This is a genomic window from Arthrobacter sp. HLT1-20 (assembly GCF_054510895.1).
The window spans coordinates 1-18266 of sequence record NZ_JBTNDR010000041.1 but is presented as its reverse complement, the minus strand read 5'-3'; the positions used below and the strand labels follow the sequence as shown (position 1 = coordinate 18266).

19 protein-coding genes are annotated in these 18266 nt (G+C 65.4%); 4 read left to right on the top strand and 15 right to left on the bottom strand.

Annotated features, from left to right (window positions below; translation table 11 throughout):
• Positions 1–176 precede the first annotated feature (176 nt).
• Both ACX80Q_RS16430 and ACX80Q_RS16425 read left to right on the top strand, forming a co-directional pair.
• Complete coding sequence (locus tag ACX80Q_RS16430) at positions 177–5198, top strand: DNA glycosylase AlkZ-like family protein (RefSeq protein WP_459331624.1); 5022 nt, start codon at positions 177–179, stop codon at positions 5196–5198.
• Positions 5191–6033 carry a DNA-formamidopyrimidine glycosylase family protein gene (locus tag ACX80Q_RS16425; RefSeq protein WP_459331606.1) on the top strand — a complete coding sequence of 281 codons (843 nt, stop codon included), beginning with the start codon at positions 5191–5193 and terminating at the stop codon, positions 6031–6033. The genes ACX80Q_RS16430 and ACX80Q_RS16425 overlap by 8 nt, the downstream gene beginning before the upstream one ends.
• Here ACX80Q_RS16425 and ACX80Q_RS16420 read toward each other — a convergent pair.
• Both ACX80Q_RS16420 and ACX80Q_RS16415 read right to left on the bottom strand, forming a co-directional pair.
• Positions 6023–6487 carry a GNAT family N-acetyltransferase gene (locus ACX80Q_RS16420; protein WP_459331605.1) on the bottom strand — a complete coding sequence of 155 codons (465 nt, stop codon included), beginning with the start codon at positions 6485–6487 and terminating at the stop codon, positions 6023–6025. The two genes, ACX80Q_RS16425 and ACX80Q_RS16420, sit on opposite strands and share 11 nt — an antisense overlap.
• Before the next feature lie 11 nt (positions 6488–6498).
• Positions 6499–7149: a maleylpyruvate isomerase family mycothiol-dependent enzyme gene (locus tag ACX80Q_RS16415; RefSeq protein ID WP_459331604.1), complete on the bottom strand. Its 651-nt coding sequence runs from the start codon at positions 7147–7149 to the stop codon at positions 6499–6501.
• Positions 7150–7331: 182 nt separating this feature from the next.
• Between ACX80Q_RS16415 and ACX80Q_RS16410 the strand changes: the two genes are divergently transcribed.
• Entirely contained in the window at positions 7332–8258 is a 927-nt protein-coding gene (locus ACX80Q_RS16410; protein ID WP_459331623.1) for a pseudouridine synthase, read from the top strand.
• 139 nt (positions 8259–8397) lie between these two features.
• Here the strand turns inward: ACX80Q_RS16410 and ACX80Q_RS16405 are convergent, their stop codons facing one another.
• The 13 genes from ACX80Q_RS16405 to ACX80Q_RS16345 form a co-directional block, all read right to left on the bottom strand.
• Positions 8398–8751, bottom strand: a complete 354-nt coding sequence (locus ACX80Q_RS16405; protein WP_459331603.1) for a hypothetical protein — start codon at positions 8749–8751, stop codon at positions 8398–8400.
• A complete protein-coding gene (locus ACX80Q_RS16400; RefSeq protein ID WP_459331602.1) occupies positions 8748–9359 on the bottom strand; it encodes an Asp23/Gls24 family envelope stress response protein in 612 nt (203 codons plus the stop codon). Before ACX80Q_RS16400 ends, ACX80Q_RS16405 begins: the two co-directional genes overlap by 4 nt.
• Positions 9356–9925: an RNA polymerase sigma factor gene (locus ACX80Q_RS16395; RefSeq protein ID WP_459331601.1), complete on the bottom strand. Its 570-nt coding sequence runs from the start codon at positions 9923–9925 to the stop codon at positions 9356–9358. The genes ACX80Q_RS16400 and ACX80Q_RS16395 overlap by 4 nt, the downstream gene beginning before the upstream one ends.
• A 131-nt stretch (positions 9926–10056) precedes the next feature.
• Positions 10057–10314, bottom strand: coding sequence for a GlsB/YeaQ/YmgE family stress response membrane protein (locus ACX80Q_RS16390; RefSeq protein ID WP_459331600.1), 258 nt, complete (start codon positions 10312–10314; stop codon positions 10057–10059).
• 39 nt (positions 10315–10353) lie between these two features.
• On the bottom strand, positions 10354–10581 hold the full coding sequence (locus ACX80Q_RS16385) for a CsbD family protein (protein ID WP_459331599.1): 228 nt from the start codon (positions 10579–10581) through the stop codon (positions 10354–10356).
• A 38-nt stretch (positions 10582–10619) separates the two neighbouring features.
• Positions 10620–11237: a hypothetical protein gene (locus ACX80Q_RS16380; RefSeq protein WP_459331598.1), complete on the bottom strand. Its 618-nt coding sequence runs from the start codon at positions 11235–11237 to the stop codon at positions 10620–10622.
• Positions 11234–11842: a DUF6286 domain-containing protein gene (locus tag ACX80Q_RS16375; RefSeq protein WP_459331597.1), complete on the bottom strand. Its 609-nt coding sequence runs from the start codon at positions 11840–11842 to the stop codon at positions 11234–11236. The genes ACX80Q_RS16380 and ACX80Q_RS16375 overlap by 4 nt, the downstream gene beginning before the upstream one ends.
• A 47-nt stretch (positions 11843–11889) precedes the next feature.
• Positions 11890–12318 (bottom strand): hypothetical protein, encoded by a 429-nt coding sequence (locus ACX80Q_RS16370; RefSeq protein WP_459331596.1) that lies wholly within the window; start codon positions 12316–12318, stop codon positions 11890–11892.
• Positions 12315–12521 (bottom strand): DUF2273 domain-containing protein, encoded by a 207-nt coding sequence (locus tag ACX80Q_RS16365; RefSeq protein WP_459331595.1) that lies wholly within the window; start codon positions 12519–12521, stop codon positions 12315–12317. Before ACX80Q_RS16365 ends, ACX80Q_RS16370 begins: the two co-directional genes overlap by 4 nt.
• Positions 12518–13006 (bottom strand): Asp23/Gls24 family envelope stress response protein, encoded by a 489-nt coding sequence (locus ACX80Q_RS16360; protein WP_459331622.1) that lies wholly within the window; start codon positions 13004–13006, stop codon positions 12518–12520. The genes ACX80Q_RS16365 and ACX80Q_RS16360 overlap by 4 nt, the downstream gene beginning before the upstream one ends.
• Positions 13007–13299: 293 nt before the next feature.
• Positions 13300–13605 carry a hypothetical protein gene (locus ACX80Q_RS16355; RefSeq protein ID WP_459331594.1) on the bottom strand — a complete coding sequence of 102 codons (306 nt, stop codon included), beginning with the start codon at positions 13603–13605 and terminating at the stop codon, positions 13300–13302.
• Between the two features lie 113 nt (positions 13606–13718).
• The gene (gene ppc, locus ACX80Q_RS16350) at positions 13719–16538 is read right to left on the bottom strand and encodes a phosphoenolpyruvate carboxylase (protein ID WP_459331593.1); all 2820 of its coding nucleotides are present in this window, start codon (positions 16536–16538) and stop codon (positions 13719–13721) included.
• Between the two features lie 130 nt (positions 16539–16668).
• On the bottom strand, positions 16669–17235 hold the full coding sequence (locus tag ACX80Q_RS16345; RefSeq protein ID WP_459331592.1) for an SRPBCC domain-containing protein: 567 nt from the start codon (positions 17233–17235) through the stop codon (positions 16669–16671).
• 86 nt (positions 17236–17321) lie between these two features.
• Between ACX80Q_RS16345 and ACX80Q_RS16340 the strand changes: the two genes are divergently transcribed.
• Positions 17322–18122 carry a DUF1684 domain-containing protein gene (locus ACX80Q_RS16340; protein WP_459331591.1) on the top strand — a complete coding sequence of 267 codons (801 nt, stop codon included), beginning with the start codon at positions 17322–17324 and terminating at the stop codon, positions 18120–18122.
• The last annotated feature ends 144 nt before the right edge of the window (positions 18123–18266 follow it).

The following is an 18266-nucleotide window of genomic DNA, read 5'->3' as shown; positions in this document are numbered from 1 at the left end:
CAGGCGCGCGAAAAACCACCGACTGGCAACGGCAACCATTGCCACCCCCTACGGATAGATTACCTCTAGCCACAGACACTCGTGCACAGCACACGGTGCCCGGCTTGCCTTAGCCCACGCGGATGGCAGCTTCAGCAGGTGCCGGCGCCCAGCGGCAGTGCCACAATGTCAGCCACATGCGGCATGATGGAGCCGTGCACGCAACTTCGCCAGCAGCAGTCATGAATCAGTTCGCAGCACCCACGCGCGAATGGTTTCTTGGCGCGTTCGGGTCCCCCACGCCAGCCCAGTCCGGGGCGTGGGAGGCGATTGCCAGCGGCGCACACTCCTTGGTGGTGGCACCCACCGGCTCGGGCAAGACCCTTGCTGCGTTCCTGTGGTCCCTTGACGGCCTCATTGCCCGGGAAGGTTTGACGCCGGAACCCGGCCCGGCCACGAAGGGGCCGGCATCAGCTGCGCCCGGCCCGGCCAAAAAAGGCACCCGTGTTCTGTACATTTCGCCCCTGAAGGCCTTGGGCGTGGACGTGGAACGGAACCTGCGCGCCCCTCTCATAGGGATCACGCAGACTGCTGCCCGGCTCGGTTTTGCCGCGCCGCACGTCACCGTGGGGGTCCGTTCCGGGGATACTCCTGCCAACGAACGCCGACGCCTGCTCAGCCATCCGCCAGACATCCTGATCACCACGCCGGAATCGCTGTATTTGATGCTGACGTCCAAGGCGCGTGAAACGCTCACCGACGTGCACACCATCATCATTGACGAGGTGCACGCCGTGGCCGGCACCAAGCGCGGGGCGCATCTGGCCGTTTCGTTGGAACGCCTCGATGCCCTGCTGGATGCCCCCGCCCAGCGCATTGGCCTCTCCGCCACGGTTGAACCACACTCCACGGTTGCCCGGTTCCTGGGCGGCAACGCCCCCGTCAAGATAGTTGCCCCGCCCAGCACCAAAAATTGGAACCTTGCCGTCACCGTCCCCGTTGCGGACATGACCGAGCTGCCCGCACTGGCCGCCGCGCACGATCTTGGCCCGGCCTCAGGATTGGCACCCAACGCCTCCATCTGGCCCCATGTGGAGGAAAAGATCGTGGACGCCGTGTTGGCGAAGAATTCCACCATCATCTTCGCCAACTCGCGCCGCCTGGCCGAGCGTCTCACGGGCCGGCTCAACGAGATCTACCTGGAGCGGCTGGAACTCGCCTCCCTGGGTGGTGAGTCTGAGGAGAAAGAGTCTGGGGCCGACGTCGAACCCTCCGCTGCTGAACTGTGGCGGTCCGCGCCGTCCCCGGCCAGGCTGCCGGCGGAGATGATGGCCCAGGCTGGCTCCGTGGCCGGCGCGCCCAATGTCCTGGCGAAGGCGCACCACGGGTCGGTGTCCAAGGAACAGCGGGCGCTGATTGAGGACGATCTCAAGTCCGGGCGGCTGCGGGCCGTGGTGGCCACCTCAAGCCTGGAACTGGGCATCGACATGGGTGCCGTGGATTTGGTGATCCAGGTGGAGTCACCGCCGTCGGTGGCCAGCGGCTTGCAGCGCGTGGGGCGCGCCGGGCACCAGGTGGGCGAGATTTCCGAAGGAATCCTGTTCCCCAAGCACAGGGCTGATTTGTTGCATTCGGCCGTCACCGTGGAGCGGATGCTGGCGGGCCAGATTGAGCCGCTCTCCATCCCCGCCAACCCCTTGGATATCTTGGCACAGCAGACAGTGGCGGCCACCGCCTTGGAACCACTGGATGTGGATGAGTGGTTTGACACCGTGCGCCGCAGTGCGCCGTTTTTGGCCCTGCCAAGATCAGCCTTTGACGCCACCTTGGATCTGTTGGCCGGGCGGTACCCCTCCGACGAGTTTGCCGAGCTGCGCCCGCGCATCGTGTGGGACAGGACCGCCGGCACCATCACCGGACGGCCCGGCGCGCAACGGCTGGCCGTCACCTCCGGCGGGACCATTCCGGACCGTGGCCTGTTTGGCGTGTTCATCGTCCCCACCGGTTCCCAGAGCTCGCAAGCTCGCTCCGGGGCCCTCGCCGGCGTGGGCCCATCTTCCGAAGCACCAGGGGCAGCCGGTGCCGCCAACAAAGGCGGGCGCCGGGTGGGCGAGCTGGACGAGGAGATGGTGTACGAATCCCGGGTGGGCGACGTCTTTGCGCTGGGTGCCACGAGCTGGAAGATCGAGGACATTACCTTTGACCGCGTTCTGGTCTCCCCCGCCTTTGGCCAGCCCGGCAAGCTGCCGTTCTGGAAGGGCGATTCCCTGGGCCGCCCCGTGGAACTGGGCAAGGCGCTGGGTGCGTTCATCCGCGAGGTCAGTGCTGCCCCCCGCAAAAAGGCGCTGGCCCGGTGCAGGGCCACAGGCCTGGATGAATGGGCCGCCAACAACCTGCTCGGGTATCTGGATGAGCAGAAAGCCGCCACCACGCAGGTCCCCGACGACAAAACGCTCATGGTGGAACGCTTCCATGACGAACTCGGTGATTGGCGCGTAGTCCTGCACAGCCCCTTCGGCATGCCGGTCCACGCCCCGTGGGCGCTCGCCGTGGCCGCCCGGCTGCACGAACGGTACGGCTTGGACGGCTCAGCCATGGCCTCCGACGACGGCATTGTGCTGCGCGTGCCCCTCATGGACGATGAACCGCCGGGCGCAGAATTGTTCGTCTTTGACCCGGATGAACTGGACGGGATCGTCACGGCGGAGGTGGGCGGCTCGGCCCTGTTTGCCAGCCGCTTCCGCGAATGTGCCGCCCGCGCGCTGCTGCTCCCACGGCAAAACCCCGGCAAGCGGTCCCCCTTGTGGCAGCAGCGCCAGCGCTCGGCCCAGCTGCTGGATGTGGCGCGGAAGTACCCGCAGTTCCCGATCGTGCTGGAAACCGTGCGCGAATGCTTGCAGGACGTGTACGACCTCCCCGCATTGAAGGCCATCGCCACCAGCATTGAGCGCCGCGAGCTGCGGATGGTGGAGACCACCACCAATGAGCCCTCTCCCTTTGCCCGCTCCCTGCTGTTTGGCTACGTGGCGTCGTTTCTCTACGAGGGCGATTCCCCGCTGGCCGAACGCCGTGCGGCGGCCCTGTCCCTGGACCCCGCGCTCCTGGACGAGCTGCTGGGCCGCGCCGAGCTGCGCGAACTCTTGGATCCGGTGGTCATTGCCACCACCGAGGCCCAACTGCAGCGCCTGGCCGGCCCCGGCAAGGACAATGCTGGCAAGGACAGTGACCGCCGCGCCCGCGGCATGGAAGGCGTGGCGGACCTGCTGCGCCTGTTGGGCCCGCTCACCGCCGGCGAGGTTGCCGCGAGGCTTGTCCCCACCGTTTTGGGGACCGGCAGCGCCGGGACCCTACCCGAGCCTGCCGCCTCAGCCGAGCACCTGGCCCAGCACCTGCCCGAGCATCTGGCTGGCGCCGCCGCGCATCTGGCTGCACTGGTCTCCGCCAACCGCGCCCTGCGCGTGAACATGGCCGGAGAGGAACGGTTCGCCGCCATCGAGGACGCCGCCCGGCTGCGCGACGCACTGGGCATCCCCCTGCCCATGGGCGTGCCGCTGGCGTTCATTGAACCCGTGGCCGACCCCCTGGGTGATCTCATTGGCCGCTATGCCCGCACCCACGGACCCTTCACCGCAGCGGAAGTTGCGGCACGGCTGGGACTGGGGGTCGCCGTCGTGCACTCAGGACTGGCCCGGCTGGCGGCAGACAAACGTGTCACCGAGGGCGAGTTTATCCCCAGCGGCTCCCGTCACTCGCAAGCTCGCGAAGGGGCCCTGGGCGCTGCGGGCCCTGGTTGGGCCCGCGCCGAGAACGGCGGGTCCGAGTGGTGCGACGTCCAGGTGCTGCGGCAGCTGCGCAGCCGCTCCCTCGCGGCGTTGCGGGCCGAGGTTGAGCCGGTGGAGGCCAGCACTTTTGCGCGGTTCCTGCCCGCCTGGCAGCATGTCACGGCCGCGTCCACCGCGCCCGCCCTGCGAGGGCTGGATGGTGTGCTGACGGTGGTGGACCAGCTGGCGGGGGTACCCATTCCGGCATCGGCCTGGGAGCCGCTGGTTCTGGCCGCCCGGGTGGCCGACTACAGCCCGGCCATGCTGGATGAGTTGACGGCCACGGGAGAGGTGTTGGTGTCCGGCGCCGGCTCCCTGGGTTCCAACGACGGCTGGCTGAGCCTGCATGTGGCCGAATCCGCCGAACTGACCCTGCCGCCGGCCCAGGACTTTACCCCCGCCGAGCTCCACCAGGGGATTTTGGCTGCCCTGAGTAACGGTGGCGCGTGCTTCTTCCACCAGTTGCGTGAGATGGCCGCCCACGGCCCGGACGTTGTCCCCTCCGACGACGAATTGACCTCGGCCCTGTGGGATTTGCTGTGGGCCGGACTGATCAGCAACGACACTTTTGCCCCTGTTCGTGCCATGTTGGCCGGCGGACACACGGCGCACAAACAAAAGGCGCCCCCTTCGCGGCTGCGCCCTGCCCGGGCCGGGCGTTATGGCCGGCTGCCGGGGCGGGCTGCGGGCGCCCAGCGGGGTGTTCCGCCGTTGGGCGCGGGCCGTTGGAGCGCGCTGCCCGCCGCGGACGCCGGCCCCGCCGCGGAACCCAGCAGCCAAACCACGTTGCGCAGCCACGCCCTGGCCGAGCTGTTCCTGGACAGGTATGGGGTGGTGACGCGCGGTTCCGTCATGAATGTTGGGCTGCCCGGCGGGTTTGGGCTCATGTACAAGGTGCTGGCCCGGCTGGAGGAAACCGGCAAGTGCCGCCGCGGCTACTTCATTGAGCATCTGGGGGCCGCCCAGTTTGCCGTCTCCGCCACCGTGGACAGGCTGCGGACCTTCAGCGAGGACGCAGCCCTGGGCCACCGCGCCCCGCAGGCTCTGGCGCTGGCCGCCACCGACCCCGCCAACCCCTACGGTGCCGCACTGAGCTGGCCGCCACTGGAGTCCGGGCACCGGCCCGGGCGCAAGGCTGGCGCACTGGTGGTGATGGTCGACGGCGCACTGGTCCTGTATGTGGAGCGCGGCGGGCGAACGCTGCTGTGCTTCAGCGACGATCCGGCCCTCATTTCCCTGTCCGCCGCTGCTCTGGTGGCCGTGGTCAAACGCGGCGCCATCGACAAAATGGCCATGGAAAAAGTGAACGGGGCCGGGATTCTGGACACTCCCTTGGCGGCGGCGTTGTTGGCCGCCGGAGCCTACAGTTCCCCGAGCGGGGTGCGGATCCGTGCCTGAGGGTGACACCGTCTGGCGGCAGGCCCGGGATCTGCGTGCTGTTCTTGAGGGGCAAACCCTGACGGCCAGCGACTTCCGGGTGCCCGCGTACGCAACGCTGGACTTCACCGGCGCGGTCGTGGCATCCATCCGAGCACGCGGTAAGCACTTGCTCATGGTGGTGGGCGGCAGTGCGGAAACCCCTACCGCCGTCATCCATTCGCACCTGGCCATGGAAGGCCACTGGGACATCTATCCGCTGACCCCCGGCGGCCGGGGCGCGCGCTGGCGGCGGCCCGCGTTCACGGCGCGGGCGGTGTTGCAAACAGCACAGGCCACGGCCGTGGGGTTTTCCCTGGGCACGCTGGAAGTCCTGACGACGGCGGAGGCTGCGGCCGCCGTCGGGCATCTTGGGCCGGATCTGCTGGGGCCGGATTGGGACGCCGAGGAGGCCGTGCGCCGGCTGCTTTCAGCCCCGGAGCGGCCCATTGGGCTGGCACTGCTGGATCAGCGCAACCTTGCCGGAATCGGCAACATCTACCGCAATGAACTGTGTTTTCTGGGCGGTGTGCACCCTGCTGCTGCGGTTTCCTCCGTGCCGGATGTGCCGCGGATGGTGGCGCTGGCCAAGCGGCTGCTTGAGGCCAACAAGGACAGGCCACACCGGTCCACCACGGGCGGTCCGGCGCGGGGCGACGCCGCCACGTGGGTGTACGGGCTGGCCGGGAAACCGTGCAAGCGCTGCGGCTCGCCGGTCCGGCACGCCACCTTGGCCGATCCGGCATACCCAACCCGGGCGGCACGGGACATTTACTGGTGTCAGCATTGCCAGGCCCCGGCGGCCGTCAGCGGGTGAAGGTGAAGATGGTGACGGGCGCGGCGTCGGCGCCCTGGGCCCGGTAAAATTCCAGCGCGCCTAGATCCTCATTGTCTGCCGGGACGAACACGTTGTGGAGGCCTATTCGGGCAGCACATTTCCGCAATTCCTGCACCAGCCGGGTTGCGACGCCCTGCCGCTGATGGTCTTCGCGCACGGCAAGATCGTAAATGAACACCTCTGATGATGGGGACCGGGTCATTGGCAGGGTGTGGGCAGTGAGGCCGCCCACCACCTCGGCACCGTCAAGCGCAGCCATGGCCCAGAACGAATCGCTGCCCAGCAAATTCCTGACGTATTCCTGGGACAGCGGCTCGCTGCCTTCCGCAAAGACCTCGGCCATCGTGGCAAAGAGAACGGCGGCCACGGCCTCGTCGCCGCGGGCCAAGCGTTTGACCTCCAGATCGCCCATGGCACCATCATGCCACGGCATGCTCCTGGGGGTCAGTGGCCGGTGCCGTTGACCCGCTGCCTGAGAATTTGTGCGCCCGGACCCGCCAGGTCCTCGAGGTAGGGACGGCGGCCGGCCATGCCCATCACGAGGGCTAGGGTTGTCCCGGAGACCAGTGCCCCAACACCAGCGGCGAAGGGCCCGTCGGTTGCCAACAGCTGCAGTCCGGCGGCGTTGCTGCGGCTGGGAACTGTGAAGTTTCGGCTCGCGTAGAATTCCGCAACCGGCGTCAATGCGTCAATGGACGGTGTGCGGGTCAGCCCCAGCGGCTGGCGAATGTCCTGGGCGTGCACCACAACCTCACCCAGGTACGCCGGAATGTCCTGCGACGGCGCTGTGGTGCTGTTGATGACGGCACGAAACCGGTCAAGAGTCTCGGCCGGGGTGTTGCCCAGGTGTTCCTCTAGACGGCGCTGGTTATGGACATCGGGCCGGAACCGTGCGCCAAGCATGCTGCGCATCCACTGCCATTGGCCCACACTGGCCGCGGCGCTCAGGTGCGCCACCACGTGCTCCACATCCCACTGCCCGCACAGCGTGGTTTGATGCCACTGCTCCGGGCTGAGTCCAGCCAAATCGTCAGCGAGGGCTGCGCGCTCGGCATGCGCCAGGGCCCACAACGCGCTGTCCACATCTTTTGCCACGGTTCCGGTTTCCTTTGCTTCAACATCGGGGCTGCATTCCCTGCTCCACACTCTCATGGATGCGCCATCAGCCGGAGGGTCTCCAGGGTGAATCCGGCAGCCCGGCGTCGGACGTGGCAAGGCGCCAGGGAACTAGGCAGGTGGTCCAGCCGGCAGGGAACGCTCGGTACCCTTGAAAGGTGATGAAATCTCCCCTTCCCGTGCGCAATGGCGTCAATGCCACCCGCGTGCGAATCCCCGATGAGGGCCCCTGGACAACCGCCATGGAGTTTGTGCTGGAAAAGTTCGGCCATGTTGACCCGGCCGGGATTGTGGACAGGTTTGAGCGCGGTGAAGTCATGGCGCTCGACGGCGAAATTGTCACGCCAACAACACCGCTGCACCAGCACATGTTCATTTGGTACTACCGTGAGGTGCCCGTGGAGGAGCGCATGCCCGTGGAACTGACGGTCCTGCACCAAGACGCGGACCTTGTGGCGGTGGACAAGCCCCACTTTTTGCCCACCACGCCCGGGGGCATGTACGTGCAGGAATCGGCGCTGGTTCGGCTGCGCGTGCTCCTTGATTTGCCCGACCTTGTGCCCATGCACCGGCTGGACAGGATGACGGCCGGAGTGCTGCTGTTCTCGGCCAACCCGGACACCCGCGGCAAGTACCAAACATTGTTTGAGAAGCGCCGCATCCAAAAGACTTACCGCGCCGTTGCGCCCGTGCGCGAAGACCTTGAACTGCCGCGGGTGGTGCACAGCCGCATGATCAAGTCGCGCACGTACCTGTTGGCCCAGGAAGTTGCTGGCGAGCCCAACGCCGAAACCCGCATTGAGCTCATGGACACCCGCACGGAGGAGACCACTGGCGAGACCCTTGGCCTGTACGATCTGGCCCCGCACACGGGCAAAACCCACCAGTTGCGCGTGCACATGGCATCCCAAGGCATCGGGATCCTGAACGATTCCTTCTACCCCGTGCTGCATGAGAAGGCAGCGGATGACTACACCAAACCGTTGCAATTGCTGGCCCACAGCATTTCCTTCATTGACCCGCTGACCCGCGAACCCGTGACCTACTCCTCCACGCTGGAGCTCGCAGCCTTCCCGCACCACAACTAATTTCAACTGGCCCGCAGAAAACGCCGAAAATGTGCGTTTTGGACGCGATTTTCGGCGTTTTCTGCGGGCCAGTTGCTCGGGCCCACGCGCCCGAGGTTTCCCTGGCCGAGGAGCGAGATGAGGGAGGGTGTGGGGCGGGTCAGGAACCGATCGCGGCGATCTCCACGACTGCCCTCACGTCCACCTCGGGCCGCTGCTCCGCCACGTGGGAACGGATCAGTGCCGCCACCAAACGCGCGGTGGCCGGGGCGGGCACGGTGCCGTCGGTGCCGATCCGCACCTTAACGCTCATGACAACCCGCTGCGCACCGGAGGCGCCGTCGTGAGGTTCCTCGGTGCACACCACAAAGGGCACCGGTGCTGGCTCCCCGTTTGGTCCCAACAACGCTCCCAATTGCTTGACGGCATTGAGCCACAGCGGGTCGGCGGAGTACACGGTGGCCACACCGTCCGCACCCAGCACCACCTGGTGGATGTCTTCCTCTAGGCTCACTGCTCTCCCTCCACTGTGCTTTCAGTCGTCTTGGTGCCCCGTAAGCCGTCTGCAAGAGGCGGGCGCATGTCGGTGAACGCCACATTGACGGCCGCAACATTCAACTCGGTTTCCACCAACAATTGGGCCCAAACGGCATCCCGCAGTTCCTGTGCCAACCACGGCAGTTGATAGCCGTAGCGGGCCGAGACGTTGATGTTCACTTCCACCGGCGCTCCGGGGATGCTCACATCGCCCTCAAGCCGGCAGCGCCCAATCAGCACCCCGCCCAAGGAGTCTCCCACGGCCCGAACCATGGCAATGACCGAACCCTCAGTCTCGCTCAAGTCCTCCAACTCTCCGCCTGCCAGCGGAATTGACCGTCCAGCCCGGGTCTCCAGCTGCAGGTTGGCCAGGATGCCATCCAACCAACCGGAATCCTCGGCAGCTGCAACGGCAACGTCGTCGTCCAGCAACGCCATAGCAGCGGCGTTGAGGCTGCGAAGGCCCGCCAGCCGCGCCTGGCATTGCGGGCAATGGTCAATGTGCTCTGCATCCGGGGAGGCGCCAGTGTCCAGGTAATCACTGAGGTCTTCGATGTGCCTGCCGCAATCTTGCGTGTGGTTCATCGCCATTCCTCCATTTCCTTCACGAGCGTTGTCCGTGCCCTGGCCAACCGGCCCCGAACACTGGCGGCGGTGATGCCCAGCGCCTCGGCAATTTCCTCATAGGACTGCCCGCCAAATTCCTTCAACACCCAACATCGTCGTTGTTCCTCGGGCAGCCGGGCCAGCGCAGCGCTCAACGCCTGCCGCGCGGATCCTGCAACGGCCGCCTGGTCGGGGGTGGGTGCCTTGTCGGCCGCCTCCGGCTGATCGTCCACGTTCCCATGGGACTTTCGACGCCGGCCCGCATCCACCGCCCGACGCCCCACGATCCGCATCAACCACGCCTTCACGGCTGTCCCGTCCTGCAAGGCCCCAATGTCCTTCCACGCCGTGATCAGCGCGTCCTGCACCACGTCGTCGGCCTCGTCGAAGGACCGCGCAAGGCGCCGGGCATAGGCCCGCATCAACGGTCCGTGCCGCCGGGCCAGGGCCTCAAAGGCTGCCACATCGCCGTCGCCGGCTCGCTCCGCCAGAACAGCATCAGGGGCATCAGCGAGCTTGCCCGTTGGGTCGTGCAATCGTGTCACCGGTCTTTGCCCTCTCTTGGTGTCCCTGTTTTGTCCATGCTCAACCGTTTCCCCCATCGGGAGGCCGGTGAGCCTACGCGCAGCACTGGCCGGCAGGGCGGAAGCTCCTGCCGGCCAGTCACGCGCGGTGTTTACTTGCGGCCCTTGATGGCGCCGTAGCCTGCTGCAACCACAAGCCCGCCGCCGATGGACAGCAGCCACGTCCGGATGTCGAAGAAGGAGCCCAGATCCGTGCGGAAAATGAGCGTGCCCAGGAAACCGCCCACAATGGCGCCAACAACACCCAAGATGATGCTGGTGACCCAACCGCCGCCCACCTTGCCCGGCATGACGGCCTTGACGATGACGCCCACAATGAGGCCCAGAAGAATGAAACTAAAGAAACCCATGATGTTCTCCTTGTTTTGTTAGGTGCTTGTTCAAGCTAGTTACTTGTTGAAACCGTCTTTGAGTTTCTGGGCGGCATTCTTGATGTTCCCGCCCACCTCGCTGGCGGCATCCTTGATCTTTTCGCCGGCCTGCTTGGTTTCCGCTGATGCCTGATCCACGCGGCCCTCCTGTTCCAGATCCGGGTTTCCCAACACCTGGCCAGCCTTTTCCTTGGCCGCGCCGAGTCCCTTTTCTGCGCTGTTGCTGATCTTCTCGTTCAGTCCCATGATGTACTCCTTAGTGATTGCTGCATAGGGTTGTGTGCTTATGCCACGCGTTCGGTGCGGGCAAATTTGCTGCGGGTGCCGGACTTGATGCGGACCAGCACCGGGATTTGGGTGCCTAACAGGGCGTCAATATCCTTGACCAGATGCTCGACGTCGTAGGCCAGCTCCGCCGGTGAGGCACCCTTGCGGGCCTGGACGCTGAGCTTGAGCCCCGTGCCGCCGATTCCGGTGCCACCCTTGGTTTTCCATGACTGCACGGATGTTGACAATACCTGCGTGTTTTCAGCCAGCGCAGCCTTCACCACCTGGCCCACCACGGCAGTGTCCACAATGGTGTCCCCTGCCGCGCTTTGCCGCTGTGCCACTTGATTGCTGCGGCCGGCGCCTTGTGAGGCAATCCAGCACACCAGCAGCACGGCCGCGAGTAGGAGCAGCGCAAACACCGCCACGGTCCACCAGCTGATGTCTGTTCCGGGTATCCGGGCCGCACCCAGCCGTTCCTGGATGCGGGCCCAGACGTCCATGCCGGCCTCGGTCCAGGACAGGGCGAATCCCCTGCTGGTACCGGCAAATATTCCAAGGCCTGCCGCAGCCATGAGCAGCAGGCCCAGCAGTGCCAAAAGCGTGCGGTTCAGGCCGCGGCGGGTGCCGTTCATGCGCCCACCGCCTGATGCAGCTTCGCCTTGGTCTGCGGGGCGGACACGGTGACGGCCAGCGGACGGCGCAGTCCGTAGCCGGCCACGTCACGTTCCACGGCTTCCTTGACGCTCGCCGCGTCAACGTCCCTGCCGGACGCTGGCCGGAGCACCACGTCGATGCGCTTGCGGCCCACGCTGCTGGTGACTTGTTCCGGCGCTATCTTGGCCACCGTGCGGGCCGTCCGGGAAACTGCCGCTGCCACCACGTCGCTGTCAACCACCACGGCCGAGCGCGGGTTGCCGGCTGCCACGGGGTTCCCCATGATGTGCCGCGCCTTGTGCCCTGGCAACACGGCTGCCGCCAGCAAAGCGATTCCCAGAACCGCCAGCACCACACCGGCTGCCACAAGGGCACCCGGAAGGGTTTGAGTGGCCACGCTGGCCGTGCGCCCGGCAAGCTCAGCCGGGGACATCAAGAGAGCCGGGTTTCCCGTTGCCGAGAGGACCAGCTCCACCATCAGCCACACCAACGCCGCCAACAGCACCACCGCGGTCACGATCGAAAGCGCAGCCCTGCTGGAGCGGGTTTCGCGCAGGCCCAGCCGGCGCACTACTCGCTGCATTTTTGCTGGTGCATTGCTTGTAGATGCATTGCTTGTAGGTGCATTGCTCACTGGACTCGCCTGACTTTTCTGTGGTCCTGGCCATGGACTCCTGTGTAGCGGATGTCCACCCGCCGCACAGCGGTTCCGGCCAGTTCTTGAAGGCGCGCGGCAACCAGCGCCCTGGCCGCGGCCGCACGCTCAAAGATGGTGCCGCCGTCGTTCCTCCCCTGATCCCCGGCAGCGTTCCTCGGCAGAGACCCCTCGCGGGCGGGGCCCCATAGGGCCAACGGCACCGCGAGCTGGACGCTGAGTTGTCCCTGATCGTCGTGCAGGCTGGCCAGGACATCCTTGAGGGGGACGTTGCAGGCCTCCGCGGCAACAGCTGTGACCAGTTGCGCCATGGTTCCTGCTGAAATGGTGGTGTACCCGGCACGCGTGGTGGGGCGGATCTGCTGACTTGCACCGCGATCGGAGGCCAGCGTGCCGGCGCTCATGAGGAGGTGCGCTTCCCGCGAAGGGCGTCAACAACGCCGCGCAGATCCACTGTGCGTCCCAAGGACCGCCCGGCCATTGCGCCGCCAACGGCCGCCCCGATGGCCATGAAAATCGCCACGAGAAGCATGGCCCAGAAACCAAACGCCAGTGCGCTGATGGCCAGCACCGCGGCTACGGCCGTGCCCGTCTGGGTGGGGGTCATGAGACGCGGGATTCGCGCTGTTCCGGCTGCTCGTCGTGATCGGTCCGCTTGATCTGGGCAGGCTTCTCATCGGCTTCGTCGGAGGGGATGTGGATGTCGATAATGGACACGTTCACCTCGGTGACTTCCATACCCACAACGTCCTCGACGGCCGAGTAGATGGCGTCGCGGACAGCATCGGCAACCTTTTGCAGCGGGTGCGGGTACTCCACAACGATGGTGACATCCACTGCCACCTGCGTCTGGCCCACTTCAACGCTGACGCCCTGGGTGAGGTCCTTCTGGCCCACGGCCTCCCGGAGCGATCCCATCGCACGGGCCGCTCCGCCACCCAGGGCAAACACTCCCGGGATGTCCTGGGCGGCAATGCCAGCGACCTTGGCGACTACGCCGTCGGCCACCGTGGTGGTGCCGCGGCTGGCACCGCTCTGCTTTGCGGCGTTGTTTGCTGCAGCGTTGTTCTTGGGCTGAGGCTGAATAGTCAAAATAATCACTCCCGAAATTCTTCGTGTTGGATTGCTTCACACTCGGTGCCTGGTGGCGCCTACATAGATAAGGCGTACCGAGTGAAGGAATCGTCACGGTGAATCTCACGTGATCCGGGTCACACTGACAACTGATACGCAAAGGGGGTGAGTTGGGCAGCGTGGGTGGGGTGACCTCGTATCCTTGCTGTAGTGCCGCGGCAACGCCACCCACCAACTGGCCCGCAGAAAACGCCGAAAATACACGGTTTTACCGTGATTTTCGGCGTTTTCTGCGGGCCAGTTGGATTGAACTAGACGGGAAGCCATTTCCCGGCGGAGCGGCGGGCGGTGCGCAGCGCACCCGTGGTGGCCACAGTGTTGATCCCGTGCGCCATGGAAACCGCAGCGTTGCGCGCAAACTGGTTCTCGGCGTCGTACTCGCTGGCCTCCACCATGAAACGAACCGTGATTCGCGGGATGCCGGCCACAATGTCCAGCTGGTTGGCCTCCACAACATGGGCGGCCGCAACGGCGGCGACGGCCATGTCCATGACCTCTTCAGGGGCGTGGCCGGGGCGCAGGCCGGTGATTTGGATGGTGGCACGGAAGGAAGGCATGGTTCCAGCCTAGGGGAATGGGGCACCACGCAAAAATGCCGCAGTTCCCGCATAATGCCACCTCTATAGCGGCGGCATTATGCGGGAACTGCGGCATTTTCTCGCGCTGGTGCTTAGCCGGTGTTGCGCAGGCCGGCGGCCACGCCGTTGATGGTGATCAGCATGGCCCGTTGCAGGCGTTCATCCACCTCGGCCTTGGTGATGTCGGCTTCACGGACGCGGCGCAACAATTCCACCTGCAGATAGGAAATGGGGTCCAGGTACTGGTCGCGAACGTTCAGTGAACGCTTGAGCAGCGGCTGGTTGTCCAACAATTCGCCCTCACCCGTCAGCAGCTGAACTTCTGCCACCGTGAGATCGTACTCCGCGCGGATGGCCGCGAAGAGGTGGTGCAGCTCGGCCGGAACCAGCGTTGCCACGTAATGAGCGGCAATGTCCATGTCCGTCTTGGCCAGGGTCATTTCCACGTTGGAGATGGTGGAGGAGAAGAAGTGCCAGTGCGCCAGCATTTCCTTCAGCTCGGCACCACGGCCAGCCTCGCGGGCGGCCTTCAGGCCGGAGCCAACACCGAACCAGCCCGGCACGATCTGGCGTGACTGGGTCCAGCCGAACACCCACGGGATGGCGCGCAGGCCACCCAGACCGGAGCCCGAGTCCGGGCGTTTGGACGGACGTGAGCCAATGTTCAGCGAGCCCAGCTGCTCCACCGGGGTGGATGCCAGGAAGTAGGCGGGCAGGTCCTCATGGTCAATGAGGGTCCGGTACGTGCCAAAGGCTGCGTCGGAGACAACTTCCATGATCTCACCGAAGCGGCTCAGGTCGTCGTCCGAGTGGCGCGGCGCCTGGTGCAGGGCCGATCCCTGCATGACGGCAGCGAGCGAGAGCTCAAGGTTTTCACGGGCCAGTTCGGGCAGGGAGTACTTGTCGGAGATGACCTCGCCCTGCTCGGTGAACTTAATGGCGCCTTCAAGCACGCCGTTTGGCTGGGCCAGGATGGCGTCGTAGGTGGGTCCGCCACCACGGCCAACCGAGCCGCCGCGGCCGTGGAACATGCGCACGTTCACGCCGTGCTTGACGGCAACGTCACGCAGCTTGCGCTGTGTCTTGTGGATTTCCCACTGGCTGGTCATGACGCCGGATTCCTTGTTGGAGTCCGAGTAGCCGAGCATGATTTCCTGCACGTCTCCGCGGAGGCGAACCAGCTCACGGTACGACGGGTCGGAGAGCAGCTGGTCAACAATTTCGGCCGACGCGCGGAGCTCGTCAACTGTTTCCAGCAGCGGGGCAAAGCCGATCTTGGCGTAGCGGTTCTCGCCCGTGAGCTGCACAAGACCAGCCTCGCGGCCCAGGACGGCAGCGGCGAGGACGTCGTCGGCGCCGCGGGTCATGGAGATGATGTAGGTTTCGATGACGTCCGGGCCGTAGGTGCGCAGGGCGCGGCGGACCACACGGAAGACATCGTAGGTGCCGTCGGCAATGCCGTCCAGCTTGATGGGGTGGCCGGACAGCGGGCGGTGGCTGGCCAGTTCTGTGCTCAACACGGCCAGGCGACCGGCCCGGTCCAACTCGGCGTACGGCATGCCCAGCTCGCCAACTCGGTCCATGAGCTGGCCCACGGCCTCGTGGTGGTAGTCGGCGTGCTCACGAATATCCAAGGTGGCAAGGTGCAGGCCAAAGGAGGAGATGGCCCGGCGGACCGAGGCGAGGGCGCCGTCGGCCACCAACGCTGCGGAATTGTTGCGCAGGGAAACTTCCAGCAGCTCCAGATCGGCGATGAGCTCGGCGGTCTCGCTGTAGTCGCGACCCACCTCATGGTAGGTGTCATTGGCCACGCGTTTTTGCGTGTTGATCAGCTTGGCCTTGATGCAGGTGAGCTTGAGGCGGTACGGCTCATCGGCGTTGAGCTCAAGGACGCGGGGATCAATGTGGGGCAGGTTCGCCAGGTCGGCGGCGATGGACTCGGTCAGCTCCACATCAGCACCACACAGGGCACTGGAGTTGGAGAGGACGCTGAGGAGCTCGTCGATGAGCACCAAGGAAATCTTCACGGCGTTCTGGTTCTGCAGGATCAGCACGTCGCGTGTCACCTCGGGGGTGACGTTGGGGTTGCCGTCGCGGTCGCCACCAATCCAGGAGCCGAAACGCAGCGGGGCGGCGTCGGCCGGCAATGAAACACCGTGCTCACCGAGCAGGTCGCTGAGTTCCGTCAGGACCTCCGGCATGGCGTCGGTGAGGATGTTGCGGAGATAGTAAATGGCGTTGCGGGCCTCATCCATGGGGGTGGGGCGGACCTTGCGCAGTTCATCCGTCTGCCACATCTGGTCGATGATCTCGGCCAGTTTCCGGTCCTGGCGGGCACGGGTGCTGCTGCCTTCATCGGAAGGTGTGGACAAGATGTCGGAGAGCTTGCGGATCTTATCCAGCACCGAGCGCCGGGACGCTTCGGTGGGGTGGGCCGTGAAGATGGGGCGCACGTCCAGCTCGTTGACAACCTTCTGCAGCGCGTCCTTGCCGGCTTTGTCGGCGATCTCGGTGACGGCCTTGGCCAGCCAGCCGTCCTTGTCTGCGCGGCTGCGCAGGCTGCGTACGCGGTGCACCTGCTCGGCGGCGTTGGCCAGGTGGAAGTAGAACGCAAAGGCGCGGACCAGGTCTGTTGCCTGCTCAAGCGGCAGGGAGGCGAGGACTTCGCGGACCTGCACGGCGACGTCGTTGGCACTCCAGGGGCCCGTGCCGCTTTCGCCGCGGGCAGCTTCCTTGGATTCCTTGGTCAGCAGACGGACCTGCTCCACCATGGCCAGCAGCTCGGGGCCGTGCTGGCGGACCAGCGATTCGCCCAGCAAGGTGCTGACGCGGCGCACGTCGCGGCGTAGATCGGTGTCCTGCTCCGGCTCCTGTGCGGTGCCCGGCAGGTTTGCTTGCAAGTCTGAGCTCATGAGTCAGCGTCCTTACGGTCTGTGAATCTGGGGTGCTCGTATGCGGCGTTGGATACGGTAGGGCCCAAGACAGGGCCGTTTGGATCCTACTTGGGGATGGCACGCCCGAGCTAATCCGTCTCAAATAGTGTCATTTTTGTGCGGCCGAGTAGAGGGCGTGGATCTGCTCCCAGCACGGGAAAAAGTCGTCCCACCAGTGCTGCCAGTCAACGCTTTTGCCGTCCAACGCTTCCTGCAAATGATCCAGATGGACGTGCCAGCCGGCCAGCGACATCAGCACTACCTCATCCGGAACCGCAATGATGTTGCTGAATACCATCCGGGTGCCCGTCTCGGAAGGGGTGAGCTCCACGCGAATGGTCCCGTGCATGGCGTTGGAGAGTTCCAGAACGTGCGGCTCCGCAGCGTTGATGACGCGCCCGTTCCACCAGTCGGTCTCGATCCCGTGCCCCTCATCCTTGACGTTGAGCCACTTCAGGTCAAAGGAGGACCCCGTCTTGGCCTTGCCGCGCACCTTCGCCCACCACAGAGGGGTCTTTTCCGGATCGGTCAGCATGGACCACAGAACGTCCGGCGTCACGGGGTAGTGCCGGGTCAGTGTCAGTTGGGTGCGCTCGGCATCCAACGGGGCGGCGGTACCCAGCTCAAATCGGGTCATGTCCTTGTTCAGCGCTGTGTTGGGTGAGTTTGTAACCATGGCACCATTCTTTCACCCCGGAATAGCAAGCTGGCCCGGCGGGTTGTGCCTACAGTAGAGCAACGCCACAGTTTGCAAGGAGCCCCATGAGCACGAACAACACCGAACTCGACCGCCTCACCCAGCGTTGGGAACGCTTCCGCCAGGGCCGCAACTCGGCACTCGCGGCACCTCACGGCTGGCTCACGCTCACCTCCTTCCAGTGGTTGGCGCCCGTCCCGTCTCCCCTGGCTGGCGTTCCCGGGCTGTGGAGTTTTGATGGCACGACGGCGTTCCTCACGGCCCGCGCCGAGGACCACCTCACGCTGGTGGAAAGCGGCGAGCCCGTGGTGGGCACCATTTCCGCGCAGCTGGCCGATGAGGCATCCATCATGTGGGTGAAAACCGGATCCGTTGTTGTGGAGCTGGGCATGCGGGCCAACCGCTACATGATCCGCACCCGCGATTCGCAGTCCCCCACCCTGACGGACTTCACGGCTGTGCCAGTCTATGGCTACGATCCTGCCTTGGTGGTCACCGGAACGTTTGAACCGTACAGTGAACCGCGCACCGCGGCCATCAAGACGGCGCATCCGGAGGTTTCCGGGGCGGTTGACTTGGTGGGCGACGTTGTTTTTGACCTTGCCGACACCAGCTACCGGCTGGCCGCTGAACAGGGCGCCCTGGGCTCGCTCATAGTCACCTTTGCCGACGCCACGGATGCCACGGGCTCGCATTGGCGCAAGCTGGAGCTGACCAAACCACGTCCGGACAATTCACTGGTGGTGGATTTCAACCGCACCATCAACTACCCCAGCGCCTTCACCGACTTCGGCACCTGCCCGGCGCCCTCAGCGGGCAATGCCTTGCCAGTCCCGGTGGAGGGCGGAGAGCGCAACCTCCGCTAGGCAAAACCTCGCGGCCACGCGTATCTGTGGTGCGGCCCTCTACGTCAGGCTGGTTGTGAGTCATTCATTTCTTTTGATTGAAGGAGCCAACCATGTCATCAATTACGCAAGGTTATACAAGGGACGAGATTCGTGGGTTGGTCC